Raw genomic sequence first — 20,780 nt, 5'->3', positions numbered from 1 at the left:
TCCCGTCGGGCGCGTCGGCCCCGTCGGGCACGTCGGTCCCGTCGAGCGCGTCGGGCGCGTCGGCCCCGCGGGGGCCTCGGTCCCGCGGGGGCGTCAGTCCTCGACGCGGCGGAGGAAGGACTCGCGCACCTCCACGGCCAGTTCCCCGATCTCGGCGCGGCTCATGTGCTCCGCCACGAAGGCGGCGGAGCCGGTGCTCCCCTTGTCCGCCCACAGGCACACGGCCTTGCGGAGGCCGGCGGGGTCGGTGGTGCGGGCGCACTGCATCCAGCCGCCGTGGGCGCCGGGGTCCGCCGCCCAGTCCTCCTGGACGTCGACGGTGGCCGCGAGGCCGCCGAGCATGCCCCGGCTCCCGGACACGTCCTGGGCCCGCACCTGGTGGAAGTCGCCGGCCGCGACGTAGACCACGAGCTGCGAACCGTCCTCGGTGCCGGTGCCGTAGATCCGGAGCAGCCAGTCGTCCACGCCGGGGATCGGGGGCTCCTCGGCGCGGACGCCGTACCGGAAGGACTCCATGCCCCGGAACGCGTCGTGGGCGACCACCTCGTAGCGGGGGTACGCGAGGGCCGCGCCGTACGCCACGCCGCCGGCGGCCAGGGCGAGGACGAGACCGGCGCCGGCGAAGGCGTACTCGCGGCGGGTGAGGCGCGGCACGGGCGGCAGCTCGGGCGCCCCGGAGCCGTCGGCGCCGTCGGGCCCGCCCTCCGTCCCGCCGTTCGGTCCGCCCTCCGTACCGGCGCCCGGTCCGCCGTCCGTCCCGGTGTCCGTCACGGCCGCCGCCGTCCGCTCGTCCGCCCGGGTCCTGGCGGACCGCAGGTGCTTGCGGAGGCCGAGGAGCGGCAGTTCCAGCAGCACGGCCAGGCCCACCGTCGCGGCGACCGGGACCTCCGGCAGGACGGTGAGGCGCAGGAGCACGAGCAGGACGACGAGCGCGCCGGCGGCGAAGCGGTACTCGGGGCCCCGGAGCAGCAGCAGGCGGAGCCAGGCGCGGCCGGGGGCGGCGAGGGCGGCGGTCGTCTCGGCGAGGACGGCGAGCCGCCGGTCGTGCGGGGCGGCGGCGGCCCACCGGGCGGCCCGGGCGGCGGCCTCCTCGGGCGCGGGCGCGTCGGCGAAGGCGCGGGCCGCGTCGAACGCCTGCACCCGGCGCGCCGAGACGGCGTCCTTGACGTCGGCGGGGACGGAGTTCCCGGACGCCTCGGCCCGCCTCAGCTCCGGCGAGCCGGGGGCGAGCTCCCGCAGCCGGGCGAGGACGGCCTCGCCGCGGTCGCGTCGGCCGGGGCGGTCGAACGCGTCGGCCCGGGCGCAGAGTTCGGCGTACCCGCCGAGCAGCCCGAGGTCGTCCGGGAAGGCGTCGAGGCCCTCCCGGAAGACCCGTTCGGCGGCGTCGTCGTGGTCGTCGTCGTCCTCGGCCATGTGCGCGCGGGCCAGCGCGAGGCAGAGCCCGGCGTCGGGCCCGTCCGCGTCGAGCGCGTCCCGCGCGAGGGTCCGCGCCTCCCCCGGGCGCCCGGCGGCGGTGAGCGCTTCGACGCGCGTACGGATGTCGTTCACAAGAGTCCCCACCCTGATGGAACCGGCCGGGGCGGTCCCCGGCCGGAAGCGTCACCCTCACCCGGCGCGGAATCCCTGTCAACCGTCCATGGACGGCTCTGACCTGGCTTTTCTCCACACATCGGGGCACAAACGGACGCGCTCGCGGCCGTCCCGCCGCCCGGTCAGCGGCCGAACTCGGGCAGGGCCTCGGTCCAGGAGCGGCGGGCGACGGCGGCGAGGACGGGGTTCGGGACGGGGGCGGTGCCGGGGCCGGTCGATTCGCCGTAGTAGTGGTCGGTGACGAGGCCCCAGCAGAGGGCCCAGCCGCGGCCGCGGGCCCAGGTGGCGTCGTCGACGCCGGCGGCGGCGCGGAAGGCGGGGCGGGTGGCGGGGTCGAGGAGGGTCCAGGCGGGGAGGAGGTCGGCGGCGGGGTCGCCGGTGCCGAGGCCGCCGAAGTCGATGACGGCGGTGAGCCGGCCGTCGCGGGTGAGGAGGTTGCCGGGCAGCAGGTCGCCGTGGAGCCAGACCGGGTCGCGGTCCCAGGCGGGGAGGGCCAGGACCTCCTCCCAGGCGGCGAGGGCGGCGCGCGCGGCGGGGGCGCCGAGGCGGCCGGCGGCGGCCAGGGCGGCGACGGCGGGGCGCAGCGCGCCCCGCTCCCAGTCGGTGACGGGGCCGCCCCGGAAGGAGCGGGGGCCGCCGGTGGCGTCGATCGCGCGGAGGGCGACGCCGAAGCGGCCCAGCTCCTCGGCGGCGTGGGCGAGGTCGGTGACGGGCGCGGTCCAGGCGTCGGCGCCGTCCAGCCACGCGTACACGCCCCACGCCCGCCCGAACCCCTCGCCGGGCGCCCCGGCGCCCACCGGCACCGGCACGGGCAGCGGCAGCGAGGGCGCGAGCCGGGGCAGCCACCGCTGCTCCTTCTCCGCCTGTCCGGCCGCCCACTCCGCCTTCGGCATGCGCACGACGAGCCCGTCGCCGAGCCGGAACATCGCGTTGTCCGTCCCGGCCGAGGCCACCCGCCGCACGTCCAGCCCCGCCCACCCGGGGAACTGGTCGGCGACGAGCCGCCGCACGAGGTCTTCGTCGAGGCCGTCGTGTGCGTCGGTTCCGTCCGTCATGCGGGGGAGGCTAGCGAGGCGGTCGCGGGGGCCGCACCGCCTTTTCGCCGCCGGGGCCCTACGGGGCGTCGACGGCCTCGCGCCAGGCGCGGACGGCGTCCGCCGAGACCGGGGCGGTCCAGCCCTGGGGGCGGGCGGCGCCGCCGATGTGGAAGGCGGTGAGGCCGGCGGCGCGCAGGCGGGGGAGGTGGTCGAGGCGGAGGCCGCCGCCGACGAGGATCTGGGGTTCGTAGCCGGGTTCGCCGGCGCGGGCGGCCTCGGCCTCCAGGACCGGCAGGCCGGTGTCGACGCCGTGGGCGGAGCCGGCGGTGAGGTAGGTGTCGAGGCCGGGGAGGTCGGCGAGGCGCTTGCGGAGGCCGTCGCGGTCGGCGGCGCGGTCGATGGCGCGGTGGAAGGTCCAGCGGGCGCCGTCGAGGACCGCGACGAGCCGTTCGACGGCGACCAGGTCGGGGGCGCCGTCGGGGGTGAGGAAGCCGAGGACGAACTCCTCGGCCCCGGCGGCGCGGAGCTCCTCCGCCCGGCCGGTCAGCGCCTCGATGTCCCCGGCCGCGAAGCCGTCGGTCAGGCGGAGCATCACGCGGAGCGGGAGGTCGACCGCGCGGCGGATGGCGGTGAAACCGGCCGTCGGCGGGGTGAGGCCGTCCGCCGCCATGTCCGTGACGAGTTCGAGGCGGTCGGCGCCCCCGGTCTGGGCGGCGACCGCGTCCCGCTCGTCGAGGGCGATCACCTCCAGGACAGCACGGTTGCTCATTGCGCCCCTTCCTCCAAGGATGACGGCTACAGGTCTAGTCCAATGACCAGACTAGCCGTGCGTGTGGCCTCCCGCATCGTGCTCGTCCGTCTCCGGGGCCGGGGCGGAGGGCGCGGGGGCCTGCGGGGACGTGCCGTTCGGGCCGGCCTTCACCGTGAAGGCGGCGGTGCGGACCTCGCCCTCGTGCTGGAAGTCGAGGAAGAGGCGGTACGTGCCGGCGCTCGGCGCGGTGGCGGTGAAGGAGACGTCGGGGCCGGGGCCGCCCTCGTTCGGGTGGACGTGGAGGTAGGCGAGGTCGCCCTGGCGGAGCGCGACCAGGTGTCCGTACGCGCCCAGGTAGGGCTCCAGGTCGGTGACCGGCTTCCCGCCCTTGGTGACGGTGAGGCGCAGCTCGCCGGCCTTGCCGGGGTCCAGGGTGCCGGCGAGGCGGACCTGGTAGCCGTCGACGGTGGCGGTGGACGCGGCGGCGGGGAGCGGCCGGGGGGCGTAGGCGCCGGGGACGCCGAGGTCGACGCCGAGGGTGAGGTTCTTCGCGCCCTTCGCGGCGGGCTTGAAGTCGGCGAACGCCTTGTAGCCGCCGGCGGCGGGCAGGTCGGCCTCGACCGTCCAGGTGCCGTCGGCCGCCTTCTCGGGGTGGAGGTGGCGGAAGACCGTCAGGTCGCGCGAGGCGACGATGAAGTGGAGCTCCTTGCCGTGCTCGGTGGCGAAGGCGGTGACCTTCTTCCCGGCGGCGTCCTTGACGGAGAACTTCAGGGTGCTGCGGCCGACGGGCGGGGTGGGGGTCTCCAGGGCGAGGGTGTAGCCGCCGTCGGAGACCTGGAGGCCGCCGGGGAGCTCGGCGCCGGCCGGGGCGGGGGCCTCCTCGTGGCCCGCGTGCCCGTCGGCGGAGGCGCCGGGCGTGGGCGTGGCGGCCGCGTGTCCGGCGTGCTCCGCCTTCTTCGGCTCGTCGACCGGGCCGACGCCCTTCCCGACGCCGTACGCGGTGCCGAAGGTCGCGGCGAGCGCGGCGGCGAAGGCAGTGATCTTCACTCCGGTGTTCATGGCTGCTCTCCCTGATGCGCGGTGGCGGGCTTCTTCTGTTCCCTGCACTTCACCATACCCCTGGGGGGTATCAAGTCAAGTCGGTCCGGCACTTGCGTCCGATACCTCCGGGGGGTATACATGGATCCACACCGCCGATACCCCCCAAGGGTATCCGGTCCCGGACACACGATGGAGGACGACATGGGTTCCTGCTGCACCCCCGACAACAGCTGCTCGACCGGCACCACCACGGCGGTCGCCGTCGCCGACGCCACCAGCACCGTCTACGCGGTCTCCGGCATGACCTGCGGCCACTGCAAGACCGCCATCACCACCTCCGTCAGCGCGCTGGAGGGCGTCCTCACCGTGGACGTCGACGTCGCCGGCGGCCTGGTGACCGTCACCACGGACGGCGCGCCCGACGACGCCGCGATCGCCGCGGCGGTCGACGACGCGGGCTACGAGCTGACCGGCCGCGCCTGACCGCCGGCGCCTGACCGATCCGGCCGCCGGGGCCCGTCCCGTACCCCCGCCCGGGCCCCGGCCCCCGCGCACAGGAAAGAAAGAGGGAGCAGTTTCATGACCACGACGACCCCCGGCACCGCCCAGGTCGAGCTCGCCATCGGCGGCATGACCTGCGCCTCGTGCGCGGCCCGGATCGAGAAGAAGCTCAACCGCATGGACGGGGTCGAGGCCACCGTCAACTACGCCACCGAGAAGGCGAAGGTCACCTTCTCCGCCGACATCCCGGTCGCCGACCTGATCGCCACCGTCGAGGCGACCGGCTACACCGCCGCCGAGCCCGAGCCGCCGAAGAGCGAGACGCCGGGCGCCTCCGGCGGCGGCCCCTCCGACGAGGAGAAGGCCGACGAGGAGCTGCGGCCGCTCAAGCAGCGGCTCGTCACCGCCGTCGCCCTCGCCGTGCCGGTCATCGCGATGGCGATGGTCCCGGCGTTCCAGATCGAGTACTGGCAGTGGCTGAGCCTCACGCTCGCCGCGCCGGTCGTCGTCTACGCCGCCTGGCCCTTCCACCGCGCCGCCTGGACCAACGCCAGGCACGGCGCGGCCACCATGGACACGCTGATCTCGGTGGGCACGATCGCCGCGTTCCTGTGGTCCCTGTGGGCGCTCTTCTTCGGCACCGCCGGCACGCCGGGGATGACCCACCCCTTCGAGTTCACCATCGCCCGCACCGACGGCGCCGGGAACATCTACCTGGAGGCCGCCGCCGGCGTCACCGCCTTCATCCTGGCGGGCCGCTACTTCGAGGCCCGCTCGAAGCGGAAGGCGGGCGCCGCGCTCAAGGCGCTGATGCAGCTGGGCGCCAAGGAAGTGACCGTCCTGAAGGACGGCCGCGAGGTCACCGTCCCGACCGCCGAGCTCCAGGTCGGGGACCGCTTCCTGGTCCGCCCGGGCGAGAAGATCGCCACCGACGGCACCGTCGTCGAGGGCTCCTCGGCCGTCGACGCCTCCATGCTGACCGGCGAGTCCGTGCCGGTCGAGGTCGGCGTGGGCGACTCCGTCACCGGCGCCACCCTGAACGCCGGCGGCCGGCTCGTCGTCGAGGCCACCCGCGTCGGCGCCGACACCCAGCTCGCCCGGATGGCGAAGCTCGTCGAGGACGCGCAGAACGGCAAGGCCGCCGCCCAGCGGCTCGCCGACCGGATCTCGGCCGTCTTCGTGCCGATCGTCATCGCGCTCTCGCTCGGCACCCTCGGCTTCTGGCTCGGCACCGGCCAGGGGCTGACCGCCGCCTTCACCGCCGCCGTCGCCGTCCTGATCATCGCCTGCCCGTGCGCCCTGGGCCTGGCCACCCCGACCGCCCTCATGGTCGGCACCGGCCGCGGCGCGCAGCTCGGCATCCTGATCAAGGGGCCCGAGGTCCTGGAGACCACCCGCAAGGTCGACACCATCGTCCTGGACAAGACCGGCACCGTCACCACCGGCCGGATGACCCTCCTCAAGGTGCACACCGCCGCCGGTACGGACGAGACCGACGTGCTGCGCCTGGCCGGCGCCCTGGAGCACTCCTCCGAGCACCCGATCGCGCAGGCCGTCGCCACCGGCGCCGCCGCGAAGGTCGGCACCCTGCCCACCCCCGAGGACTTCGCCAACATCCCCGGCCTCGGCGTCCAGGGCGTCGTCGACGGGCACGCCGTCCTGGTCGGCCGCGAGAAGCTCCTGGAGGAGTGGGCGATGTCCCTCCCGGCGAGCCTCAAGGCCGCGAAGGACGCGGCGGAGAAGGCCGGGAAGACGGCCATCGCGGTCGCCTGGGACGGGGAGGCCCGCGCGGTCCTGGAGGTCGCCGACGCGATCAAGGAGACCAGCGCGGAGGCGATCCGCCGGCTCAAGGGCCTGGGCCTGACGCCGATCCTGCTGACCGGCGACAACAAGGCGGTCGCGGAGGCCGTCGCCGCCGAGGTCGGCATCGGCGAGGTCATCGCCGAGGTCATGCCGCAGGACAAGGTCGACGTCGTCAAGAGGCTCCAGGCGGAGGGCCGTTCGGTCGCCATGGTCGGCGACGGCGTCAACGACGCCGCCGCGCTCGCCCAGGCCGACCTGGGCCTGGCGATGGGCACCGGCACGGACGCCGCCATCGAGGCCGGCGACCTGACCCTCGTCCGGGGCGACCTGCGGGCCGCGGCCGACGCCATCCGGCTCTCCCGCAAGACGCTCGGCACCATCCGCTCGAACCTCTTCTGGGCCTTCGCCTACAACGTGGCCGCCCTGCCGCTCGCCGCGGCCGGCCTGCTCAACCCGATGATCGCCGGCGCCGCGATGGCCTTCTCCTCGGTCTTCGTGGTCGGCAACAGCCTCCGGCTGCGCGGCTTCCAGGCCGCGGACAAGTGACCCGGACCCCCTGACCCGACAGGAGCCCGCCGTGGCCGGTTACGTACAGCACAAGGAAGACATCATCAGAAGGCTCCGGCGGATCGAGGGACAGGTCCGGGGAGTGCAGCGGATGGTCGACGAGGACGTCTACTGCATCGACGTCCTGACGCAGGTCTCGGCCATCAACGCGGCCCTCCAGTCCTGCGCGGTGGCCCTCCTCGACGAGCACCTCAGCTGCTGCGTCACGGAGGCCATCGCGGCCGGCGGAGACCAGGCGAAGGTCAAGGTCGGCGAGGCGTCGAAGGCGATCGCCCGGCTGATCCGGACCTGACCGGACCGTCCACCGCCCCCGTGCGGGGGGCCCGCGGAAGCGGGCCTCCGGCCGGGGGCGGTGGCCGTTCCCCGGGCCGTCACGAACCCGCCACTCTACCCCTGGGGGGTATACCTCGGGCGGGTGTGCGACCCGTACGATGAGCCGCCCGCGAGGGGAGGGGATGCACGTGCGCCGGCTGGGAGAGCTGGAGGCCGAGATCATGGACCGGCTGTGGGCCTGGCAGCGGCCCGCCACCGTCCGCGAGATCGTCGACGACATCAACCGCGGCCGCCGGGTCGCCTACACCACCGTCATGACCGTGGCCGACATCCTGCACCGCAAGGGCTGGCTCCGCCGCGAGAAGGCGGGCCGCGCCTGGCTGTACGAACCCGTCCGCAGCCGCGAGGAGTACACCGCCGGCCTCATGCGCGACGCCCTCGGTGACAGCCAGGACCGCCCCGCCGCCCTGCTCCGCTTCGTCGAGGCCATCTCCGACGAGGACGTCGAGGCCCTCGACGCGGCCCTGCGCACCGCCCGCGGCGGCGAGGCCGACCCCGGAGCCCGCCCCGCGCCGGGAGGCCGCCCGTGAACCACCACGCCCTCGTCCCCGCCGGCCTGGCCTTACTCTCCGGCTTCGTGGTGCCGTGGCTGCTGGTCCGGGCCCGCTGGGCCCAGCAGGTCCCCCGGCTCGGCATCACCGTCTGGGCCGCCTGCGGCGCCGTCTTCGCCGTGGCGGGCGCCCTGGTCCCCGCCCAGCTGCTGCTGCCGAACGCCTCCAGCCACCGCCTCAGCGACATGCTGCTGACCCTCCGCCTCCCCTCCCCCGGACACCTGCTCGCCCTGCGCGGACGGGAGCTGGCCGCCCTCCTCGTCGCCGCCGCCCTCCTCGCCGTGCCGGCCGCCGCCTTCGCCCGCGGCCTGCTGCGGGCCCGCCGGGCCCGGCGGGCGCACGGGGACGTGCTGCGGCTGATCGGCCGGTACGACCCCGCGCTGCGGGCCACCGTCCTCGACCACGCCCGGCCCGCCGTCTACTGCCTCCCCGGCCGCAGCCGCCGGGTCGTCGTCTCCTCCGGCGCCCTCTCCACCCTCACCCCCGCCCAGCTCGCCGCCGCCCTCGCCCACGAACGCGCCCACATCGCCGGCCGGCACCACCTGCTCGTCGCCGCCGCCGAGGCCTTCGGCACGGTCTTCCGGCGGCTGCCGCTCGCCCGGCACGGCTCCACCGCGGTCCCGCTGCTCCTGGAGATGGCCGCCGACGACCGGGCCCTGCGCCGCTGCACCCGCGACGCGCTCGCCACCGCGCTCTACGCCCTCGCGGCGGGCCGCGCGCCCCGCTCCGCCTTCGCCGCCGGCGGTCCCTCGGCGGCCCTCCGGATGCGCCGGATCCTCACCCCGCACAGCGCGGGACACCCCGTGCTCCGCGGGCTGTTCACGATCGCCTCGGCGGCTCTCGCGATGGCTCCGCTCGTCGTCGCCTGCTGTTCCTTCCCGACCTAATGCCGGACCCAACACACGTATTTACTAAGCGAATTCGTAGATTTCGCATCGGTCACGCACCCGGGAATCGGTCGGTATTGTGGGTACGTTGGGGCTCCGGCTCGACACGGCGAAGGGTACAGATCCAATGCAGCTCGCTGGCGTCCGTACGGCAGCGGCCGGCGACGCGACGACGATATCCCGGCTGCTCGCCGACGCGATCCGGAGCAGTTACGCCGGAATGCTGGACGAAATCCCGCTGCGCCGGCTGATCTCCACGCAATGCGCGCTGCCCCGCATACGCGCGGAAATAGAAATTCCGGGAGGCGCGCCCGGCTGGCTCGGCTGGCTGGTCGCGGAGGACCCGGAGGGCCGGCTCGTCGGCGCCGCCGCCTGCGGGGTGCCGGTGCCGGGCGAGGGCGAGCTGTACGCGCTGGCCGTCGAGGAGGGCGCGCGCCGCCGCGGGATCGGTACGGCCCTGCTGGCGGCGGCCACCGAGCGGACCCGCGGCTACGACGCCCGCGAGCAGCGGCTGCAACTGCCGGTGGAGACGGACCCGGCCCTGCCGTTCTACCGGGACCAGGGCTTCACCGCCCTCGGCCCGAACCGCTGGGGCCGCGCGCTCTGAGCCACGCCCCCCCCGGAGCGCGTCCGGAGCGCGCCCGGCCCGGCCCGTGGCAGATCCACGCCATCGCGTGTTCACGCAGCCCGATCCGGTGGATCGGGGCTCCTCCCCCCGGTCAGGATGGTCGCAGCGGCGCGGTCCCGGCGGCACGGGAACCCCGCCCCCGGACGGCATGGACCGCGCGAGCCCCTGGAGGAGCGATGCACACCCCGAGCGGCACTTCCCTGCCCGCCGTGCCCGCAGCGCTCGCGCCGGTCCTGCCGTCCCGGTACGACCCGGAGCGGACGCCCGCGGCCGGCGCCGGGGTGCGGATCGCCTCCGACGCGCTGCCCGGCCTGGAGTCCGTCTCCGCCGTGGACGAGGGGTCCGTCTGGCTGCACGACGCCCTGCTCGGCCCGCACAGCGCGGACATCGTCCGGTACCTCGGCCTCGCCCGCTCCACCGGCGGACCCGTCCTGGACCTCGGCTCCGGCGCGGGGCGGCTCGCCGTCCCCTTCGCCCGGCACGGCTTCGCCGTGGAGGCCGTGGACCGGGACGCCTCCGCACTGGAGCGCCTCGACGCCTGGGCCCGCCGGATCGGCCCGCAGGTGGCCGGCCTGGTGGCGACCACCCGCGCGGACCTCACCGAGCTGCGGCTGCGCGGGAGTTACCGGCTGGCGCTGCTCGCCGGCGCGATGGTCTCGGCGGTCCCGCCCGGCCGCCGGCCCGGACTGCTGCGGGAGGTCGCCGGGCACCTGGAGGCGGGCGGGGCGCTGGCCCTCGACTACACCGCGCACCGGTGGCCGGAGCTGGTCGCCGAACCGCGCCGGACCTGGGCCTTCCAGGTGCCGCGGTTCGACGGGATCGACGAGTGGGTGGTGGCCCGGCAGGACTTCGACCTGGGGGCGATGAGCGAGCGGATCACCTACTACGCGGCGCGGACCGGGAAGCTGTCGACGGAGCGGACCGTGCTCACCACCGAGAAGTGGATCGTGGACCCGGACCGGCTGGCGGCCGAACTGCACGCGGCCGGGCTGCACGTCGAGGGCCGGCGGCGGCAGCGGATCGACGACCGCACGGAGTCGGTGCTGCTGGTCTGCCGCCCCGACGAGTGACCGGACACCGCCTGGCCGAGTACCGCCTGACGGCGTGGACGGGCAAGAGGTACGATGCCCACAAACGTTTGGGCCGACCAGGTGGCGGCGCGGGAAGAGGGCAGTCGTGGAAGAGCTGACGGGCCGCGAGGCGGTGATCCAGCGCCTGAGGGACGTGGGGCTGCGGGTCACCGGGCCGCGCCTGGAGGTCCTCTCGGTCCTCGCCGCCGGCGGCCACCTCGACGTCGAGGCGATCACCGCGGCCGCCCGCGAGCGGCTGGGCACGCTCACCAGCCAGGCCGTCTACGAGATGCTGCGGCACTTCCAGGAGACCGGCCTGGTCGGCAAGTTCGACCGGCCCGGCCTGCCGGCCGTCTTCGAGATCTCGGGCCCCCGGCACCAGCACGCCCTGTGCGTGCGCTGCGGCCGGGTGGAGAACGTGGACGCGCCCGCGCCCGCGCCGCCGCGCGGCTCCCTGCCCGGGTGGCGGGCCGGCGAGACCGAGCTGGTCTTCAAGGGGCTGTGCCCCGCGTGCGCGGAAGCGGCCGCCTGATCCCGCCCGTGCGACTTCGCCCCAGGGCCTCGTGCGGAACGTTCGAATGTGTGGCAGGGTCAGCCGGGGCGTTTTTCAACGGGATCCGCGCGATCCGAGGGGAGTCTGCTGCCGCCGTGTCCAGGAACGCCGCCGGAATACGCACAGGAGGCGAGCAGGCCCTCGCCCTCTACCAGGCCCTCCGCGCCGCTCCGGGCACCCCGCTCGCCGAGGCGGCCCGCGGCCTCCGGCTCACCGACGCCGAACGGGACCGGGCCCGGGCCGAGTTGGCCGCCCTCGGTCTGGTCGACGCCGCCGGGCCCACCCCCCAGGTCGTCGCCCCCGACGTGGCCCTGGTCGGACTGCTGCGGCACGAGCGGGACCGGCTGGAGAGCCGGCTCGCCGAGACCAGCCGCGCCCACACCGCCCTGGAGACGCTCGCCGGGACCTTCCTGCGGGCCCGGACCGAGCCGGGCTCCGAGGTCGAGGTGGAGATCGTGGAGGATCCGGAGCGGATCCGGCGCGAGCTCGCCGGCCTGACGGAGACCGCCCGGGAGTCCGTCCACTCCATGGCCACCGGCTCGGTCCGGCGCGAGGAGATGGCCCTCGAACTCGACCGGGACCGCGCGCGGGTGGCCCGCGGCGTCCGCGTCCAGGCCATGTACAGCCACCGGGTGGGGCAGGTCCCGGAGATGGACCAGCACCTGGCCGCCCGGACCGCGCTCGGCGCCGAGGTCCGGCTCTGCTCCGTCGTCCCGATGAACATGGTCCTCGCCGACGAGTCCTTCGCCCTGCTGCCGACCGACCCCCGCGACCCCGACTCCCCCGCGATCCTGGCCCGCGGGCCGGGCCTGGTGCGCGTCTACCGGTCCCTGTACGCGTACTGCTGGCACGCCGCCACCCCGTACGGCCACCAGGAGCCCGGGGGGAGCGACGGCGACGGCCTGACCGAGCAGCAGCGGACGGTGCTGCGGATGCTCGCCTCGGGCATCAAGGACGAACAGGTGGCGCGCGCCCTGGGGGTGTCGCTGCGCACGGTCAGCCGGCTCATCTCCGAGGTGATGCACGAACTCGGCGCGGCCAGCCGCTTCGAGGCGGGCGTGAAGGCGGCGCGGCTGGGCCTGCTGGACGGCGAGGGCGGCGACGCCGGCGCCGGGGGCGCGTGACGCCGCACCACGTAGCCTGACGGTCCGGGACGGTCGATTCGCGACGAGGAGGGGGAAGTTCGCCATGGTCACGACGGGCGGTGACACGGAGGACGGCGGCACCGGGACGCTGGTGGGCCTGTACCAGGAGCTGCGCCGTCGCGGGGTGTCGAACTTCGGGGAGGTGGCCGCCGGCTTAGGGATCGCGCCGGAGGAGCACGAGCGATGTCGGGCCGAACTGCTCTCCCTCGGCCTGATCGTCCCGACCACCAGCCGCCACGCCAGCGCCGCCGACCTGCGCAGGGCCGACTGGCGGCCCGAGGAGGGCGCGGTCGCCTCGGTGCACCCGGAGATCGCGCTGCTGCGGATCCTGAACCGGGAGCGGGCCCGGCTGCGGGAGCACCTGGCCGAGGCCGACCAGGCGTACGGCGCCCTGGAGACGCTGGCCGGCGCCTTCCTGCGGCCCGGCTCCCTCTCCGGGTCCGAGATCGCGATCGAGGCGATCACCGACTACCGGCGGATCCAGCAGGCGCTGGAGGACATCGTCGACGTCACCCAGGAGGCGTCCTGCTCGATGTACCCCATGGGTCCGGGCCGCCAGGTGCCGGAGCGGATCTTCGAGCGCGACGCGCGCAAGCTCGAACAGGGCGTCCGGATCCGCGCGATCTACCGCACGGAGGACGCCGTCGGGCCGGAGGAGGCGGAGGTGCTGCGGCGCCGCGCGGAGCTCGGCGTCGAGGTGCGGATCGCCGCCGAACTCCCCATGACGATGGTGCTGGTGGACCAGCAGTACGCGATGGTGCCGCTGCACCCCGAGGAGCCCGGCCGGGGCGCGATCCTGGCCCGCGGCCCGCTGCTCGTCGGCTCCTTCCTGAGCCTGTACGAGCACTGCTGGCACACGGCCGTCCCGTACGGCGACGACGTGGCGCCCGAGCGGGGCGGGGACGGCCTGTCGGAGCAGCAGCGGGCGGCGCTGCAGATGCTCGCGGACGGCATGAAGGACGAGAAGATCGCCCGCAATCTCGGGATCTCGCTGCGCACCGTGAGCCGCATGCTCTCCGAACTCATGCAGGAATTGGGGGCGTCGAGCCGATTCGAGGCGGGGGTGCGCGCGGTGCGGCTCGGCTGGCTCGACTGAATTCCCCGCCACGCGAAAGCCCCGTGATCGTGGCAGGGCGATCACGGGGCTTTCGGGGATTGCGGTACGGCGCGGGTCAGTTCACCGGGGCCGGGGTCGCGGTGGCCGTGGTGTGCGGCCAGTCGACGGTGACGCCGGCGTGCTGCACCGGGGATTCCGGGGCGTCGCCGGGGGCCACCGCGAGGGCGGCGCCGCCGGCGACCGCCAGACACGCCGTGAGGGCGAGCAGGAACTGCCGGGCGGTCTTCTGCATTCCGGAGTTCTTCTCGACGGACATGATTCCTCCAGGATCTGGAACGGCGAATGTGCTGTTTCCCTCTTCCGGGGGCCCGTGCCGCCGGGCTCTCCCTGAAGACAACTCCATTCTGGCGAGCGGCTGTTGACGAATCCAGAGTTCTCCGATGCGTGGACCCGCCATGGCGTGAGTGCGTCAATGCGCCGCCAACAGGCCACCGGATCAACGGAATTGACCGATCCGCACCGCTCCTAACCTTTGGTCGAACCAAAAGAGGTGCTACGCTCGTGCTACGGCCTTCTCGTTCCTCCAGGAGAGAGGGGCCGCCGGGGCAGGGGCGTGCCGCCGCCCTTGCCCCACCCGTGACGCCCCCGCCGACCGCCGCGCCAGCGCGTCCTCGTAGACCTCGGCCGTCCGCGCGGCGGAACCCCGCCAGCTCATCCCCCGGGCGTGCCCCACCGCCGCCGCCGCCATCGTCGCCCGCGCCTCCGGGTGCCGGGCCAGCCACAGCAGCCGGCGGGCGTACTCCACCGGGTCGTGCCCCCGGACCAGCAGCCCCGTCACCCCCTCCCACACCGCCGTCGGCAGCCCGCCCACCGCCGCGGCGAGCACCGGCGTCCCGCACGCCTGCGCCTCCGCCGCCACCAGCCCGAACGACTCGCTGCGCGACGGCACCACCACCACGTCCGCCGCCCGGAACCACTCCGCGAGCCGCTCCTGCGGCACCGGCGGACAGGGCCGCAGCACGTCCGCCACGCCCAGCTCCGCCGCGAGCCGCCCCACCGCGCCCCGCTCCCCCGCCCCCGAGTGCCCGCCGATCACCGGCACCAGCAGCCGGCCGCGCAGCCCCGGCGCCGTCCGCAGCAGCTCCGCCACCGCCCGCACCAGCACGTCCGGCCCCTTCAGCGGCTGGATCCGCCCCGCGTACAGCGGCACGAACGCCCCGGCCGGCAGCCCGAGCCGGGCCCGCGCCGCCGCCCGCCCCCCGTCCGGCCCCGGCCCGGGGGCGAAGGTGCGCAGGTCCACCCCGGGGCGGACGACCGCGGTGCGGGCCGGCTCCGCCCCGTACAGCGACCGCAGCGCCTCGGCCTCGTCCGCCGTGTTGGCGATCAGCCGGTCGGCCTCCGCCGCCAGCTGCCGCTCGCCGAGGACCCGGGACTCCGGCTCGGGGAGGTCGCCCGCGCCGAGGTGGGCGTTCTTCACCAGGGCCAGGGTGTGCGCGGTGTGCACCAGCGGCGCGTCCCAGCCGAAGGCGGCGATCCGGCCGGCCTGCCCGGAGAGCCAGTAGTGCGAGTGGACCAGGTCGTAGCGCCGCCCCTGCCGGAAGAGGCCGAGCGCGAAGGGCAGCACCAGGTCCGCCACGGCCTCCTTGGCGACCGCCCGGCGCGGGCCCGCCACCACGTGCCGGACCCGCACGCCGGGCGCCAGGTCGACGGTGCCGGGCTCGCCGCCGTCCTGGCGGCGGGTGAACAGGTCGACCTCCACGCCCTGTTCGGCGAGGGCCCGGGAGAGTTCGGCCATGTAGACGTTCATGCCGCCGGCGTCCCCGGTTCCGGGCTGGTGGAGCGGGGAGGTGTGGACGCTGAGCATGGCGACGCGCAGGGACACGAGGGGCTCCTGAGGGGTGGGGGAGCCGCGTGCCCCCGCGCGTCTCGCGCCGGGGCACGCGGCGGGGTGGACGTACCCGGACCGTCCGGCCCGAACGGTCCGGTCCGAACTATCCGGCTTCTTAGTGGCTTAGAAGACAGGGGCCGGGAAGGCGGGGCGCGAGCCCGGCGACCGGACCCGGGCGGGGCGGGTCAGAAACCGAAGACCGGACCCGACGGCGGGGCGAGCCGGGTGCCCGGCAGCGGGGGGATCAGCGCGTGCCAGTCCACCGGCCGCCCCGCCTCCACCCGCAGCGCCGCCGCCAGCCGGTCCGCGCCCTCCGGCATCACCGGCCGCGCCCACGCCGTCAGCGCCGAGGCGACCGCCAACTGGGCCGCGAGCGCGGGCAGATGGCGGCAGGCGGTGGTGGGGCGGCACCGCTCGTGGGCGTTGACGTGGCCGAAGTCGGCCGCCGAGCGGACCATCTCGTCGAGGACCGCGACCGCCCGGCGCGGGTCGAAGGCGTCCGGGCCGTACGCCTCGCGCAGGTCGTCCACGGCCCGGTGCAGCCGCCGCTCCAGGACCTCCCAGCCGGTGCCGCCGGGCAGCGCCTGCGGGGCGAGCCCGTCGCACTCCTCGCGGACGGCGGCGAAGAGGCGGGAGAGCCAGCTGTTCCAGTTCTCGTCGAGCTCGCGCCGGGCGGCGGCCAGCCGGTCCCGGCGGAAGACCGTGCGGCGGCCCAGCGGGCGGGCCTGGAGGACGTGCCGGCGCAGGGTGTCGGAGCCGTACTCGGTGAGCAGGTCGAGCGCCCACGCGTTCCCCTCCCGCACCCCCTCCTCGATCACGAAGGACTCGTTGACGTTGAAGTCCTGCGGCAGCTTCACGTCCTGCGCGAGCAGCAGCACCGGCAGCAGCACCGCGTGGCAGAAGGAGTGCCCGAAGCCGCAGAAGTGGATGGCGCGGGCCGGCAGCGGCCCCTTGGCGTCGTAGCCGAAGAGGTGCATGGCGGCCGCCTCGAAGCAGCCGTCGATCCGGTGGTCGGGGAAGCCCTCCACCGGCACCTCGAGACCCCACTCGGCCGGGTGCCCGACCGCGATGTCCGGCAGCCCGTCCTCCACCAGCGACTCGCACAGCGCGGCGAGCCGCGGCGGCAGCCCGGCCGCCGCCCAGTAGTCGGCGAGGGTGTCCCGGAAGGGTTCCAGGGGGATGTAGAGCCGGCGGCAGCGGCGGGCGACCGCCGGGGTGCCGCAGAGCGCGCAGCGCGCCCCGATGAGGTCCCCGCCGTCGTTGGGCCGCGCGCACTCGTGGCACATCCCGCCGTCGCTCGCGGCCCCGCAGTGCGGGCAGGAGCCGGTGGCGTGCGCCCCGTGCAGCCACCGGTCGCACGGCTCGCAGTACGGCAGGAGCCGGGTGCGCGGGGCGATGACCCCCTGCGCGTACAGCTTCGCGAAGAGGTCCCGCACCCACCGGGCGTACCCCTTGTCGCGGCGGGGCCGGACGATGTGGTCGAACGCGACGCCGGAGCGCAGCCAGTCGGCGGTGATCGCGGCCCGGTACCCCTCCGCGACCTCCTCCGGCTTGCGGCCGAGCCGCAGCGCCCTGACCTCGACGGAGCTCGCGTGGTCGGCGGTGCCGGTGGTGAACCGGACGGGCTCGCCCTCGGCCCGCAGGTATCTGGTCAGGACGTCGGCGGCCACGTACGGCCCCGCGAGGTGGCCGATGTGGAGTTCGCCGTGGGTGGCGGGCGGGGTCGCGGTGATCCAGACGGGGGTGCTCACGGAATCCTCCTGAGCGTCGGCAGGAAAGGGTGGTTCGGCGGGTCAGCGGGGCTCGAAGTGGAAGGAGCGGATGAAGCAGTCGCGGGGCTGCTCGACGGCGTAGACGATGCACTCGAAGAGGGCCTGGGTGGTGAGCTTGTCGTCGGCCGCGACCCGGCTCGGGTCGGTGCCGTCCCACTCGGCGAAGCGCGGGTCGGCGGTGGAGAAGTCGGGCGGGAAGAGGGAGAAGACCCGCACGCCGGAGGGGCGCAGCCGGCGGGCCAGGATGTCGGCGAAGCCGGCCTGGGCGCTCTTCGCCGCCCAGAACGCCTCGTGCGCCCCGCCGGCGGCGGTCGCGGAGGCGCCCTCGGCGTCCCGGACGGCCACCATGTTCACGATGTCGGGCCGCAGCGAGCCGCGCAGCAGCGGCAGGAAGTGCTTGACCATGAGGACGGTGCCGCCGGCCGTGGACTCGATGGTCTCCACGATCTCGGCGTCGCTGGTGGACTCCAGGTCCATGCCGTCGAGCCAGCGGGCGCCGTTGTTCACCAACAGGTCGACGCGGTCGGTGTGTTCGCCGACGCGGGCGGCGAACTCCCGGATCTCGGCGGGCCTGCTGAGGTCGCAGCCGAAGGCGTGGATGCGGTCCCGGGCCGAGCCCATCACCTCGGTGCGGGTCCGCTCGGCGGCCTCCACGGTCCGCGCCGACACGTAGACCTCGGCGCCGAGATGGGCGAATCCGACGGCGAGCGCGCGGCCGAAGTAGCGGGACGCGCCGGTCACGACGACACGCAGATTCTCGAATTTCATGTGTGTCCGCTCTCCCCATGGATACGGCGGGTGATGGCCGGTCCGTTTCAGCGTGGCAGAGGGTCCGGGGGCGTGACCTGCGGAGCGGGCTGCGCGTTCACGCCGTTGCGTGGATACGCCAGGGCAGCGGGCACGTGCCGAGCACGGTCGCCCGCTTGTGGCGCACGCTGACCCGGTCCGGGCCCGCGCAGACGGTGACGGTGCCGCCCGGCGTCCGGACCGGCCGGTCGACCGGCGGCACGACGGTCCCCTCCAGCGCCCCCGCCGCGGCGAGCGCCGCCGCGCCCGTCAGCGCGAGCCGCGGGTGCCAGCCGCCGACGGTCAGCGCGCGCACGGAGAGCCCGCGGGGCGTGACCCGGACCGCCGCGATCTTGGGGAGAGCGGAGTGCGGGGGGTGCCCGAGGAGCCGGGCGGCCTCGGCGCGGAGGGCGAGCAGGTGGGTACGGCCGCGGGCGTGGCGGGCGTCGACGAAGACGTACGGGTTCCCGTACGAGACGAGGCTGACGGGCACGCCGAGGAGCCGGTCGCGGGGGCGGCCGGTGGGGAGCGTGCCGGGGGCGTCGGGGGCGCGGAGGAAGTGCAGCGTGTACGCACCGCCGTACGGCCCCGGCCCCGGTTCCGTCCCCGCCCCTGGTCCCGGTCCCGGCTCCGGCTCCGGTTCGCACAGGACGGTGTCGCCGGTGGTGAGCGCGCGGACGGTCACGGGGCCGGGGCGGGCCGCGGCGACGACGCAGGCGAGCAGCGAGTGCCCGCAGCCGGCCCGGAAGTCGAACCCGCCGTCCGGCAGGGCCTGTACGAACCGGTACCGCAGGCCGCCGGCGCCGTCCTCCCCGTAGAACGCGATCTTCCGTGGCCCGGGGGGCAGTCGGGCCAGCTCCTCGGCGAGCCCCAGGACGTTCCCGGGCAGGTCGTCGGCCCGCACGACGAGCGTGGGGCCGGGCGCGTCATGGGCGCGGACGACGAGGGCGCCGTCTCCCCGGCGGCACGTCACGCCGCCGCGCAGTCCGCGGGGACCTGCATCGTGCGGAGGACGTCGGTCCAGAGTTCGTGGACGGCCAGGGCCCAGAGGGCCTGGGCGTCCGCGCGGTTGGGGCGGGCCGTCTGGCGGGCGAGGAGGCGGCCGACCCGGTCCGCGCGGAGCTTGCCGCCGAGGACCAGGCGGGCCGGCGAGAGCAGCTCGCGGACGGTGTCGAGCAGCGGCCCGCCGGGCGCGATCATCGCCTCGACCGGAAGGGTGAAGGGCTGCTTGGGGCGGCGCAGCACCGGCGCGGGCAGGAGCTCCGCGCCCGCCTCGTACAGGGCCCGTTTGCCGGTGCGCGCGGCGGCCGGCAGGGCGCGGGCGTGGGTGACGACGGCGGGCTGGCAGAAGGGGAGGCGCGTCTCGACGGCCCAGGCCATCGCGAGGTGGTCGACGCGCCGCAGGTGGTACGCGGGCAGCCGCCACCGCGTCTCCAGCGCGGTCGTCGCGGTGACCCGGTCGGCGCCGACCGCCTCCGCCGAGCGCAGCTCCTGCTCGATGCGGTCGGCGGCGGACCCCGTGTCGGCGATGTGGGCGCGGTAGTCGGCCGTGTACAGGTGCTCGCGCAGGAGCCGCGGCGCGGCGGCGAGCGCGTCGGTGTAGGCCGCCGCCCAGTCGGCCCCCGGCGGGGCGGCGAGGGCCGCCGCCATCCGGTCGTAGCCGCCGAAGAGTTCGTCCGCGCCGTCGCCGGTGAGCGCGACGGTGAAGCCGTTCTGGCGGACGGCGCGGAAGAGGGCGTAGGTGGAGAGGGTGATGGGGTCGGCGTTGGGCTGGCCGAGGTGGCGGACGGTGCGGGTGAGTAGGGAGGGGAGTTCGTCGGGGTCGAGGGCGATCTCGTGGTGGACGGTGCGGGCGCGGCGGGCGACGGAGCGGGCGTGGGCGGCCTCGGAGCCGGGCCAGGTGCCGCGGTAGGTGAGGTGGAAGGTGTGGAGCGGGGGCGCGTCGGTCTCGCGGGCGTGTTCGGCGGCGAGGGCGGTGACGAGTCCGGAGTCGAGGCCGCCGCTGGTGACGGCGCAGACGGGGACGTCGGCGGCGGCGAGCCGGCGGACCTCGCGGCGCAGCACGTCCTGGGTGTCGCCGACGGGCGCGGCCCGGTGGGGACCGCGGCGGCGGACGACGGGAGCGGCGCCGGGCCGGACGAGGGCGGTGGCGCCGGGCGGGAGGACGCTGACGCCGTCGAGGGCGGTGGCGGTGGAGAAGGAGGTGCGGGTGGCGAGGACGGTGTCGAGGGAGTCGTCGCGGGGGCTGAACCGTACGCCGCCGAAGGCGAGGAGCGCGGGGATCTCGGAGGCGAAGCGGGTGGAGCCGTCACGGGGGTCGTGGTGGAGGTGGAGCGGTTTCATGCCCATGTCGTCGACGGCGAGGACGAGCTGGGTGCGGCCAGGCCGCAGGTCGAGGACGGCGACGGCGAACATGCCGTCGAGGTGCTCGGCGAAGGCGGGCCCGTACTCGGCGTAGAGGGCGGGCAGGAGGGTGCCGTCGCAGCGGTCGGGGAAGCGGTGGCCGCGGGCGGCGAGGGCGCGGCGGAGCTCGGCGTGGTTGTAGATCTCGCCGTTGAGGACGGCGAGGACGCCGGGGAGGTGGGGCAGCCGGTAGGGCTGCCGGCCGCCGCGGGGGTCGGTGACGGCGAGCCGGTCGCAGCCGAGGGACCAGCCGGGGCCGCTGAGGACCCGGTGTTCGTCGGGGCCGCCGTGGCGCTGGCGGGCCGAGGCCGATGCGAGCGCGGCCGGGTCGGGGCGGTCCGCCCCGGCGGCGAAGGAGCCGAGAATCCTGCACATGCCGGTCGCCTCCGTGTCGTCATCCAGGCATGACTCAATGAT

Annotated in this window: 20 protein-coding genes; 10 read left to right on the top strand and 10 right to left on the bottom strand. The window is 75.7% G+C overall.

Going from position 1 to position 20,780, the window contains the following annotated elements; genetic code table 11:
* Positions 1 to 93: 93 nt before the first annotated feature.
* The 4 genes from AB0E83_RS14875 to AB0E83_RS14860 all read right to left on the bottom strand — a co-directional run bounded on the left by AB0E83_RS14875 (position 94) and on the right by AB0E83_RS14860 (position 4,437).
* The gene (locus tag AB0E83_RS14875) at positions 94 to 1,548 is read right to left on the bottom strand and encodes a hypothetical protein (protein WP_362110365.1); all 1,455 of its coding nucleotides are present in this window, start codon (positions 1,546 to 1,548) and stop codon (positions 94 to 96) included.
* Positions 1,549 to 1,712: 164 nt separating this feature from the next.
* Positions 1,713 to 2,645: an aminoglycoside phosphotransferase family protein gene (locus AB0E83_RS14870; RefSeq protein ID WP_362110362.1), complete on the bottom strand. Its 933-nt coding sequence runs from the start codon at positions 2,643 to 2,645 to the stop codon at positions 1,713 to 1,715.
* Positions 2,646 to 2,703: 58 nt separating this feature from the next.
* Positions 2,704 to 3,396 carry a copper homeostasis protein CutC gene (locus AB0E83_RS14865; protein ID WP_362110359.1) on the bottom strand — a complete coding sequence of 231 codons (693 nt, stop codon included), beginning with the start codon at positions 3,394 to 3,396 and terminating at the stop codon, positions 2,704 to 2,706.
* Positions 3,397 to 3,447: 51 nt separating this feature from the next.
* The gene (locus AB0E83_RS14860; RefSeq protein ID WP_362110356.1) at positions 3,448 to 4,437 is read right to left on the bottom strand and encodes a hypothetical protein; all 990 of its coding nucleotides are present in this window, start codon (positions 4,435 to 4,437) and stop codon (positions 3,448 to 3,450) included.
* 183 nt (positions 4,438 to 4,620) lie between these two features.
* Here AB0E83_RS14860 and AB0E83_RS14855 point away from each other — a divergent pair, with 183 nt between their 5' ends.
* The 10 genes from AB0E83_RS14855 (at position 4,621) to AB0E83_RS14810 (ending at position 13,553) form a co-directional block, all read left to right on the top strand.
* Complete coding sequence (locus tag AB0E83_RS14855) at positions 4,621 to 4,902, top strand: cation transporter (RefSeq protein ID WP_362110353.1); 282 nt, start codon at positions 4,621 to 4,623, stop codon at positions 4,900 to 4,902.
* Between the two features lie 96 nt (positions 4,903 to 4,998).
* Positions 4,999 to 7,269 carry a heavy metal translocating P-type ATPase gene (locus tag AB0E83_RS14850; protein ID WP_362110350.1) on the top strand — a complete coding sequence of 757 codons (2,271 nt, stop codon included), beginning with the start codon at positions 4,999 to 5,001 and terminating at the stop codon, positions 7,267 to 7,269.
* Between the two features lie 10 nt (positions 7,270 to 7,279).
* Entirely contained in the window at positions 7,280 to 7,582 is a 303-nt protein-coding gene (locus tag AB0E83_RS14845) for a metal-sensitive transcriptional regulator (RefSeq protein WP_362110442.1), read from the top strand.
* A gap of 169 nt (positions 7,583 to 7,751) precedes the next feature.
* A complete protein-coding gene (locus AB0E83_RS14840; protein ID WP_362110347.1) occupies positions 7,752 to 8,153 on the top strand; it encodes a BlaI/MecI/CopY family transcriptional regulator in 402 nt (133 codons plus the stop codon).
* Positions 8,150 to 9,061 (top strand): M56 family metallopeptidase, encoded by a 912-nt coding sequence (locus AB0E83_RS14835; protein WP_362110344.1) that lies wholly within the window; start codon positions 8,150 to 8,152, stop codon positions 9,059 to 9,061. Before AB0E83_RS14840 ends, AB0E83_RS14835 begins: the two co-directional genes overlap by 4 nt.
* Positions 9,062 to 9,188: 127 nt before the next feature.
* On the top strand, positions 9,189 to 9,668 hold the full coding sequence (locus AB0E83_RS14830) for a GNAT family N-acetyltransferase (RefSeq protein WP_362110341.1): 480 nt from the start codon (positions 9,189 to 9,191) through the stop codon (positions 9,666 to 9,668).
* A 197-nt stretch (positions 9,669 to 9,865) separates the two neighbouring features.
* On the top strand, positions 9,866 to 10,759 hold the full coding sequence (locus tag AB0E83_RS14825) for a class I SAM-dependent methyltransferase (protein WP_362110338.1): 894 nt from the start codon (positions 9,866 to 9,868) through the stop codon (positions 10,757 to 10,759).
* Positions 10,760 to 10,865: 106 nt separating this feature from the next.
* The gene (locus tag AB0E83_RS14820; RefSeq protein WP_362110335.1) at positions 10,866 to 11,291 is read left to right on the top strand and encodes a transcriptional repressor; all 426 of its coding nucleotides are present in this window, start codon (positions 10,866 to 10,868) and stop codon (positions 11,289 to 11,291) included.
* A 116-nt stretch (positions 11,292 to 11,407) separates the two neighbouring features.
* Positions 11,408 to 12,436 (top strand): helix-turn-helix domain-containing protein, encoded by a 1,029-nt coding sequence (locus AB0E83_RS14815; RefSeq protein WP_362110332.1) that lies wholly within the window; start codon positions 11,408 to 11,410, stop codon positions 12,434 to 12,436.
* Positions 12,437 to 12,500: 64 nt separating this feature from the next.
* The gene (locus AB0E83_RS14810) at positions 12,501 to 13,553 is read left to right on the top strand and encodes a helix-turn-helix domain-containing protein (RefSeq protein WP_362110329.1); all 1,053 of its coding nucleotides are present in this window, start codon (positions 12,501 to 12,503) and stop codon (positions 13,551 to 13,553) included.
* Between the two features lie 76 nt (positions 13,554 to 13,629).
* Here AB0E83_RS14810 and AB0E83_RS14805 read toward each other — a convergent pair whose 3' ends face one another.
* The 6 genes from AB0E83_RS14805 to asnB form a co-directional block, all read right to left on the bottom strand.
* Complete coding sequence (locus tag AB0E83_RS14805; RefSeq protein ID WP_362110326.1) at positions 13,630 to 13,830, bottom strand: hypothetical protein; 201 nt, start codon at positions 13,828 to 13,830, stop codon at positions 13,630 to 13,632.
* A 237-nt stretch (positions 13,831 to 14,067) separates the two neighbouring features.
* Positions 14,068 to 15,378 (bottom strand): D-inositol-3-phosphate glycosyltransferase, encoded by a 1,311-nt coding sequence (gene mshA, locus AB0E83_RS14800; RefSeq protein ID WP_362110439.1) that lies wholly within the window; start codon positions 15,376 to 15,378, stop codon positions 14,068 to 14,070.
* Between the two features lie 209 nt (positions 15,379 to 15,587).
* Positions 15,588 to 17,153: a class I tRNA ligase family protein gene (locus tag AB0E83_RS14795; RefSeq protein WP_362110323.1), complete on the bottom strand. Its 1,566-nt coding sequence runs from the start codon at positions 17,151 to 17,153 to the stop codon at positions 15,588 to 15,590.
* Between the two features lie 42 nt (positions 17,154 to 17,195).
* A complete protein-coding gene (locus AB0E83_RS14790) occupies positions 17,196 to 17,942 on the bottom strand; it encodes an SDR family oxidoreductase (protein ID WP_362110320.1) in 747 nt (248 codons plus the stop codon).
* A gap of 97 nt (positions 17,943 to 18,039) precedes the next feature.
* A complete protein-coding gene (locus tag AB0E83_RS14785) occupies positions 18,040 to 18,933 on the bottom strand; it encodes a hypothetical protein (protein ID WP_362110317.1) in 894 nt (297 codons plus the stop codon).
* Positions 18,930 to 20,738, bottom strand: a complete 1,809-nt coding sequence (gene asnB / locus AB0E83_RS14780; RefSeq protein WP_362110314.1) for an asparagine synthase (glutamine-hydrolyzing) — start codon at positions 20,736 to 20,738, stop codon at positions 18,930 to 18,932. Before asnB ends, AB0E83_RS14785 begins: the two co-directional genes overlap by 4 nt.
* Positions 20,739 to 20,780: the final 42 nt, after the last annotated feature.

Origin of the sequence: Streptomyces sp. NPDC035033, assembly GCF_040636735.1 — a bacterium.
Lineage (GTDB): Bacteria > Actinomycetota > Actinomycetes > Streptomycetales > Streptomycetaceae > Streptomyces.
Note: the sequence above shows the minus strand (reverse complement) of the source record. Positions and strands in the feature narration are given on the sequence as shown.